The sequence below is a fragment of the Anaerohalosphaeraceae bacterium genome (assembly GCA_037479115.1).
In the GTDB taxonomy this organism is placed as follows: Bacteria; Planctomycetota; Phycisphaerae; order Sedimentisphaerales; family Anaerohalosphaeraceae; genus JAHDQI01.
Genome location: JBBFLK010000031.1, coordinates 21,040 through 27,227, shown reverse-complemented (window position 1 = coordinate 27,227; position 6,188 = coordinate 21,040). Strand labels below are relative to the sequence as shown.

7 protein-coding genes are annotated in these 6,188 nt (G+C 56.1%); 3 read left to right on the top strand and 4 right to left on the bottom strand.

All coding sequences use genetic code 11. From position 1 onward, the window contains the following. The coding region (locus tag WHS88_11690) for a hypothetical protein (protein ID MEJ5260838.1) at positions 1-198 on the top strand (198 nt) is incomplete at its 5' end. A 9-nt stretch (positions 199-207) separates the two neighbouring features. On the opposite strand, the gene WHS88_11685 is transcribed toward WHS88_11690, so the two are convergent. The 3 genes from WHS88_11685 to WHS88_11675 all read right to left on the bottom strand — a co-directional run bounded on the left by WHS88_11685 (position 208) and on the right by WHS88_11675 (position 1,686). Further along, on the bottom strand, positions 208-462 hold the full coding sequence (locus WHS88_11685; GenBank protein ID MEJ5260837.1) for a hypothetical protein: 255 nt from the start codon (positions 460-462) through the stop codon (positions 208-210). 85 nt (positions 463-547) lie between these two features. Then, a complete protein-coding gene (locus tag WHS88_11680; protein MEJ5260836.1) occupies positions 548-1,231 on the bottom strand; it encodes a hypothetical protein in 684 nt (227 codons plus the stop codon). A gap of 290 nt (positions 1,232-1,521) precedes the next feature. Further along, positions 1,522-1,686, bottom strand: coding sequence for a YqaE/Pmp3 family membrane protein (locus WHS88_11675; GenBank protein ID MEJ5260835.1), 165 nt, complete (start codon positions 1,684-1,686; stop codon positions 1,522-1,524). Positions 1,687-1,850: 164 nt separating this feature from the next. On the opposite strand from WHS88_11675, the gene WHS88_11670 reads away from it, so the two are divergent. Then, the gene (locus WHS88_11670; GenBank protein ID MEJ5260834.1) at positions 1,851-3,209 is read left to right on the top strand and encodes an MFS transporter; all 1,359 of its coding nucleotides are present in this window, start codon (positions 1,851-1,853) and stop codon (positions 3,207-3,209) included. A gap of 504 nt (positions 3,210-3,713) precedes the next feature. Here the strand turns inward: WHS88_11670 and waaC are convergent. Further along, positions 3,714-4,775 carry a lipopolysaccharide heptosyltransferase I gene (gene waaC / locus WHS88_11665; GenBank protein ID MEJ5260833.1) on the bottom strand — a complete coding sequence of 354 codons (1,062 nt, stop codon included), beginning with the start codon at positions 4,773-4,775 and terminating at the stop codon, positions 3,714-3,716. Positions 4,776-4,943: 168 nt separating this feature from the next. Here waaC and WHS88_11660 point away from each other — a divergent pair, with 168 nt between their 5' ends. Further along, entirely contained in the window at positions 4,944-6,185 is a 1,242-nt protein-coding gene (locus WHS88_11660; protein MEJ5260832.1) for a rhomboid family intramembrane serine protease, read from the top strand. Positions 6,186-6,188: the final 3 nt, after the last annotated feature.

Sequence of the window (6,188 nt, the reverse complement as noted above, 5' to 3'; positions counted from 1 at the left end):
ACGGTGGCCTGCGAGGGAACGACGGGGACTTGGGCGAGGGAAATAGCCCCGGGCGTAAGCCCGGGGAAGATGGGGATAGGGTTTTTGTTCTCTTTTCCCCGCCCGAAAGGGCGGTATCAGTCATCAGTCATCAGTTATCAGTCAAGAAGCGGCGAGAGCAGCCGGCTGCCGGACTCGGGAACGGATTTGGACGGGTGATGTCTTTCTTCAGGACTCGCTTTTGGGAGGGTTGTGGACGGTTTTTTCTTCCTGAATGATCTGCCGGGCCCAGTCAATCTGGGTTGGGAGCATCGGGTCCGGAACAAGTATGTCGCCGCACTCCGCTGCTACCTGATACCGTGCACATAAGGCAAAATCCGAATCACAGAAGTTCTGCCGAAATCGCTGCAGCAGTCCCGGCATCTTCTGGAAGGTTTTGTCCGTCAGCAGAGTGCATACATCCTTCTTTGGACAGTCCGCCATAGGTCCGACCCCTTTTGGTTTTCTTATTTCAGCGTTTGCGGGGGGATTTTAGCAGGTTTCTTTTTGTCGGGCAAGCAGAAAACGTTTACTTTCTGAAATTTCGGGTCCAAAACAGCCCTCCGCAGGCCAGCAGGAGCAGCGAGGCCGGTTCCGGAATGAGAATCATCTGCACGTTCAGAGGTTTGGACGGTGTTCCGACGGAATAAACGCCCAGAAAAGTATAAGAACCGGACGTGGAGAAATCGGTTCGGGCTCCGCCGATTGTGATTTGGGAGCATTCAACCGTTGTTTGAAGCATCAGGGTCAGGTTGATTGTCTGCCCGACGGCCGTCTGAAGAAACAGTGAGCCCGGTGCATAGACATCGCAGGTGTACGCACCGCCGGGAAAGCAGGAACCGGCCCACGAGTCGTCCGCCGTGATTGTCGGGTATTGATAACGGGCGGAGCCGGTGTAGATGGATTGTCCGTTCAGCGAAAGCTGCACAGAAGCAGAACTGACAGCCCGACTTTGTTCAGAATACAGCTGTCCTTCAAAAAGCAGGTCCACCCAGACCCGCACCGGCGTGCCGAGCGGGACGGTATTGGACCAGACCAGCCAGTCGGTAGAACTGACGGCGGAGCTGTGGGCATAAATATCTACGCCGGCGGTGCCGAACCCTTCCGTCAAGCCGTAGACTTTCCCATCGAGGGTTGCCTGGGCCCAGCTGAAAGTATAGTCCGAAAGGCCGAAACCGGCCAGGGCTTCGCTGACGGCAGGTTGGTCTGACAAAACAGATGTTTCCAGGTCTGTATTAGACAGATTCCCGTAGGCGGCGTACGAACTGCTTGATGCAAATGAGGCAAATAGACAGGACTGGAGGACGAAAAAAAGAGGAACGGCAACGCGAAAAAGCGGCTTGCTTTTCACGATTGACCCTCCTTATTTTAAGGAGTTAGCGATACCGTTAACTCCTCCTACCCCCATCAATCCAAAAGCATTATATCACGGAGGGTCAGGAAAATCAAGCCAAAATTGCCTAAATGCCCTGTGTTGACAAATGTATAGTATAAGGGTCTTTTTTATTGCTTATTTGTCGCAACCAGCCATAGTGCGTGAATCATTCCCGGAAAAAAGGCCAGGATGGTCAGGAGAACATTCAGCCAGAAGTGCATTGTCAGCCCGACTTGGAGAAAAGCGGCCACCGGAGGCAGAAAAATGGCAAGGATAATCTTTAAAACAGTCATAAAATCTCTCCTTTTAAAAAGAAATTTCTATTTTCTGATAAAGATTTAACATTTTGGATGAACAGAAGCAATCTTTTTCCTTACTATAACAATTATTTGCCGCTTGTTTTCCGGCCTTGTTTTCTCTATAAATTGACCCCTTATTCTGTCGAATAGAGATAAATATGAACCCGTTTTCGCTAAAAGAAAAAATTATTGACCGCCGACAGCGTCTTCAGACGATGCGTCTGTCTGTCATCGAAGGGGTTATGGCCCTGATTGCCATCGGGCTGCAGCAGACCTTTTATGTGCCTTTTTTGAACGCACTGGGGGCCACCAAATTTGAAATCGGTCTCGGGGCCGGTCTGCCGGCTCTGATGACCGGGCTCATTCAGCTGCGGGTGCCGATGTGGATTCGAAATCCGCGTCATTATAAGCCCGCCCTGATGTGGAGCACGTGTCTGCACGGGGTAAGTTTCCTTCCGCTGGCGCTGGTGATTTTTCTCCGGGGGCCGGTGTCGGTTTGGGCGGCAATGGCCGTGATGGCCGTCAGCGCCGCGGCGATGGGGTTTGGAGCGGGCATCTGGGCGGACTGGATGGGGCATATTGTCCCGCGCCGCCGGCGGGGCAAGTATTTCGGGAACCGCAACCGGCTTCTGACGCTTTCGCAATTGACCGCTTCGGTGATAGCCGGATATCTCCTGGATTCCAACGGCGGCAAGACGCTGCTGATTTTTGCGGGGGTCTGGATTGTCGGCGGATTCGCCCGTACCGTCAGTTCGTTTCTGTTTCTGTGGCATCACGAACCGCATACGCTTTGCCGAGAGTCGCTTCGGCCCGGGCAGTTTTCTGATTTCTGCCGGCAGATGTTTCACAGTGCCTTCGGGCAGTTTGCGCTGGCCTACTCGCTGATTCATTTTGCGGCCAACTTCAGCGCTCCGTTTTTTACGATTTATATGCTCAATGAAATGAAGCTGTCGTATATCCGCTATACGTGTCTGAGCCAGATGCCGACGCTGATTACCCTGCTGTCGATGCCGCTGTGGGGGCGGATTTGCGACCGCATCGGATATGTCCGCCCGATGCGCCTGCAGAGCACCGTGGTGCTGGGACTTCCGCTGGTGTGGATTATCACGCACAACTACTGGGTTCTGATGGGGGTGCAGGTGCTGGCCGGACTGACCTGGGGCGGACTGACGCTGACCAGTTTCAATTATTCGATCAATTCGCTGTCTCATCAAAGCCGCCTGAGCGGTCTGTCGTATCTGAATTTCTTCTCATCTGTTTTTATCTTTCTGGGGACTACGCTGGGCGGCTGGGTCGGGCCGATGCTGCCGACGTTTACCGACAGCCAGCTGCACAGCATCTTTTTGTTCAGTACGCTGATGCGGATTGTGCCGGTGCTGCTGTTTCAGGCCCTGCCGGAGGACACGCCGCCGCGAACCAAACTCAGCGCGGTGGAGCGGTTCTTTTTCAATCCGCAGCTGACGTTCCGCTCCGGGTTTGACCGGATTGTCATCAGTAAATTCCGCCGACCGATTTGAACGGGGACGCTTTTTTTCAGAATTTTTTATTTTTCCTATCAATGAGGGCGGGGGGATGTACGGACTTAATAGTGAACGACAACCAAACCAGCAGCCTGCAGTCTTGCCTGCAGGTTCGTAAAATCAGGGGCTGACGGGGTCGGAGCCCCTGATTTTTTTGTTTCCAATCTGCATCAAAAAGAAAAAACGCCGGGGGGCGGTGTTCTTTCCCCGGCGTTTTCGAATGAAATCCTTTCAAAAATTGGTTTTACGGTTCAGCACAACGCAATGTACGCGGCGGCAGCCAGAATCAGGATGCGTTTCTTGCCGGCAAAGAACGGGTGCCAAATCTTCTCATAAAACCTTGCCATTTCTGAACCCCTTCACAAGAGTCTTCATTCCCCCATGACCGAAGCCATGACTGTTTCTACAATGCTTAGTATATCCGAAAGGGGGACGGAAAACAACAAAAGACAGCCATTCGAAAAACCCCGAAAGGCTCTGGGACTTCACTCAAGGCTTTTTTTATTTCAGAAGCGATTGGACGGCCTGGAGAACCTGTTCGACCGTGATGTTTTCAATCCGGTATTCGGGCTGCGGATTGTCAATCGACCGGCCGCGTCCCCACGGATTGACCGCCGCAATCGCACAACGTCCGCCGCGCGGGCACAGCCGAGCCGGATTGGTCGGCCCGAAAATCATCACCGTCAGCACATTCAGCGCCGCCGCCAGATGCGTCGGCCCGGTATCATTGCCGAGGACAATCGCCGCCCGCTCCAATAGGGCCGCCAGCTGCGGAATGCTCGTGCGTCCGGCCAGCCCCGCCGCGGGCACACCTGCCGCCTGCTGAATCCGCTCCGCCAAAGGCCGCTCGCCCGCCGAGCCGACCAGCACCACGCCCAGCCCCGCTTCCCGATGCAGCCAGGCGGCTATCCGGGCAAACCGCTCCGCAGGCCAGCACTTGCGCCCATGCGCCGACCCGGCCGCCAGAACCGCATACCGCCTGCCCGCAAGCCCCTCGGTCTTCAACAGCACATCCGCATCCTGACGGGCCTGCTCGCAGACCCGCAGCCCAAACTCTATCGGTTCAATCGACACACCAAGCATCTTCAAAAGAGCGTCATACACATCAAAAATATGGGCTGACTGCGGTGCGGGGGCTGTATGGGTATAAAACAGACGGGCCCCCTCTCGCGCCTCCTGAAGGCCCATCCGCACCCGACAGCCGCTCAGCCGGCCGAACAAACCGGACCGCAGCAGGCCCTGCAGGTCCAGCACAAGGTCATAACGCCCATGCCGCAGCCGCCGGAGGAACGCCGCCGTCTCCCGAATGCCGGCCGCCGTCCACCAGCGGCCCATCGTCCGCCGGTCAAACAAAATCAGCTCATCGACGCCGCTTACACAGTCAAAAAGTCCAACCAGCTCCGTCCGAACCATCCACGAGATATGCGCCTTCGGACGCGCCCGCCGCAGCGCCGCCAGCACCGGCAGCGCGTGCACAATATCTCCCATCGACGACGGCTTGATAATCAGCACGCGTCCGTTCCAGTCCGGATGCCGAATGGATTCCCAAACATCTCTGTCCATAAGGGCGATATTCTACGCAGACCGCCGGCTTTTGACAAAATCTTCTTCTCTTCAGCCCGCTGAAACGCCAAAATTTTACCCGCTCTCCCTCCGCCGATTTCTCCTGCCGCCGCTTTGTACTTGTCTTGCCGGCAGTCAGGCGGTACAATGCCCTTTTCGTGAAACCGAATGATTCAGGTATCTTGGAGCCGAAATCACAGAACCATGCTGCTTCCGATAGGCACAAGCATCCGACCGCAGCGGACACCACATGCCAATTATCTGCTGATTGGCCTGAACGTCTTTTTCTATATTCTTTCGATGCATCTGGTGATGGACCCTCGAAGCGGGGCTCGGTATTTTGACCTTCGGCCGTGGGCCCACAACTTTATGCTCTGGCCGGAGCGTCCGCAAATCTGGCAGTTTGTGACCTACTCTTTCCTGCACGCCGGCGGGCAGATGTACATCCTCCACTTGTTCGGAAATATGTATTTTCTGTACCTGTTCGGCAACAGCGTCAATGATAAGCTGGGCAATGTTGCCTATCTTTGCCTATATCTGGGGGGAGCGGTGTTTGCGGGACTGGGACACGCCCTGCTGCATACCAACCCGGTGCTCGGGGCCAGCGGAGCGGTGGCGGCGGTCACGGGCGCTTATCTGGTGCTGTTCCCCAATACGCTGATTACCGTGCTGTACTGGATGTTTTTCATCGGGACGGCGGAATTTCGCGCCCTGTATTTTATCGTCTTTAAAATGATTTTCTGGGACAATATCATCGAGCCCAAGCTTTCTCCGTCCGCCGTGGCCTACGATGCCCACCTGTCCGGATACATCTTCGGGATTGCGGCGGTGATGGGGCTGCTGGCTTTGCGTCTGACGGACGGGGACCATCAGGACCTCTGGTCCATGCTGCGGCAGTGGAACCGCCGGCGCCGGTTTCGCAATCTGGCGGCGGCCGGCTACGATGCCTTCGGGCCTTCCGCCCGGATTCGAACGGAACCGGACGGTCCCGGCAAAACGGTCGGTTCGGCCGGCGAAGCGGAAAATCCGCTCCTGCAGCAGCTGCGGGAGGAGATTGCCGAACTGCTGCGGCGGCATGACGCGGCGGATGCAGCCGAGGTCTATTTAAAACTGCTCGACGCCGACCCGACGCAGGTGCTCGGTCGGCAGAATCAGCTCGACGTGGCCAATCAACTGATGGCGTCCGGACGCTGGGCGCCGGCGGCCAGCGCCTATGAAAAATACCTGAAGCACTACGGGGGGTTTGAACACAGCGAGCAGGTGCATCTGATGCTCGGGCTTCTGTACGGCCGATACCTCAGCGAGCCGCGCCTGGCCGTCAGCCATCTGCGGGCGGCCCTCGAACACTTAACCGACCCCAATCAGGTCAAACTCTGCAAAGATGAACTGGCCCGCCTGGGCGTTCTGTAAGAA

Excerpts from the sequence above, each read along its gene's own strand:
- WHS88_11685 (MEJ5260837.1), bottom strand. The coding sequence starts at position 462 with ATGGCGGACTGTCCAAAGAAGGATGTATGCACTCTGCTGACGGACAAA.
- WHS88_11660 (MEJ5260832.1), top strand. The coding sequence starts at position 4,944 with ATGATTCAGGTATCTTGGAGCCGAAATCACAGAACCATGCTGCTTCCG.
- WHS88_11675 (MEJ5260835.1), bottom strand. The coding sequence starts at position 1,686 with ATGACTGTTTTAAAGATTATCCTTGCCATTTTTCTGCCTCCGGTGGCC.
- waaC (MEJ5260833.1), bottom strand. The coding sequence starts at position 4,775 with ATGGACAGAGATGTTTGGGAATCCATTCGGCATCCGGACTGGAACGGA.
- WHS88_11670 (MEJ5260834.1), top strand. The coding sequence starts at position 1,851 with ATGAACCCGTTTTCGCTAAAAGAAAAAATTATTGACCGCCGACAGCGT.